A 1276-nucleotide genomic window follows, 5' to 3' on the forward strand; every position below is an offset into this window, starting at 1 on the left:
TAATTGTCGTGATAGCAATAGAAGAATTACCACCAGTATTAGTAACCGTAAAGGTATAAGTAACTTCACTATCAGCATTTAAACAAGAATCACCATTCGTAATTTGCGAAGACTTAACAACAGTAAAGTTATTAGAAGCATCACAGAATTGAGTCGCCGCAATCACCAATGTATCTGTTGCAGTCACTGTAGTGGCATCCACATCAGTACCATTAATTGTTACCGTATTAGAAATAGTTTGTGCATCGTAATCGTCTTGAGTCACGGTGTAATTAGGTGCAGTATAAATCCAAGTTTCTGTTGGATTTAATAAGCCATCAGTATTAGTATCACCACTAACAAGAGTGACATCAGCGGTAATATCACCACCTAATAAAGTATCGTTAATTGAAGTGATAGCAATAGGAACGTTACCATCATTAGTAATAGTAAAAGTATAAATAATTTCGCTATTCGCATTTAAACAAGTACCACCATTTGCAATAGTTGATTTTTTAACAACATTGAAACATGAGTTAGTAATGAATATAGATTGGTTAAATGTACATCCATTGGCATCCAATACAATTATTGTATAATTTCCTTCAGTTAAATCAGTAAAAACACCGTTAGTCTGATAGTTCGTTCCTCCATTTATAGAATAGGTAAGAGGTTCAATACCACCAGAGCCTAACACAGTTACTGAACCTAAACTATCACATAATATATTTGTTTGCTCAGTAATAGAAGCAGATACATTAGTATCAGGTTGAATAATAGTTGCAGAATTTGAAGTTGCACATCCATTAGCATCAGTAATAGTTACAGAGTATGTTCCAGCAATAACATTAATTAGGTCTTCAGTAACACTACCATTATTCCAAGAAAAAGTATAAGGTCCAGTGCCACCATTAACAGCTAAGTCTAGAGATCCGGTAGCATCATCTTTACATAAAATATTAGAGACAGCAATTGCAGAGCTTAGTATATTAGGTTCATTAATAGTTATTGTTGTACTTGTAGTACATTGTGTTGTAGTATCTGTTACTATAATAGTATAATTGCCTGCAGGTAAATTATTAACAGATGTTGTTGTATCAGCTATGGTATCCCAAGCGTAAGTAAAGTTTCCAGATCCACCAGTAACAGTAGCGGTTATACTTCCATTACTATTTCCAAAGCAGACAGCAGGAGTAGAGGTGCCTGTTACAGAAAGGTTGTTACATGTACCAGGATTTACAGTCACTGTAGTAGTATCTGTACATCCATTGTGATCTGTAACAGTTATAGTATATGA

The 1276-nt window shown here is 34.3% G+C and carries 1 protein-coding gene; it reads right to left on the minus strand.

Features of this window, described 5'->3' with window-relative positions; translation table 11 throughout:
* Positions 1-1276 (minus strand): SprB repeat-containing protein (locus tag ASC41_RS00145; protein WP_193786885.1); only part of this gene is annotated, 1276 nt, incomplete at both ends.

This window comes from Lacinutrix algicola (assembly GCF_001418085.1).
GTDB lineage: Bacteria > Bacteroidota > Bacteroidia > Flavobacteriales > Flavobacteriaceae > Lacinutrix > Lacinutrix algicola.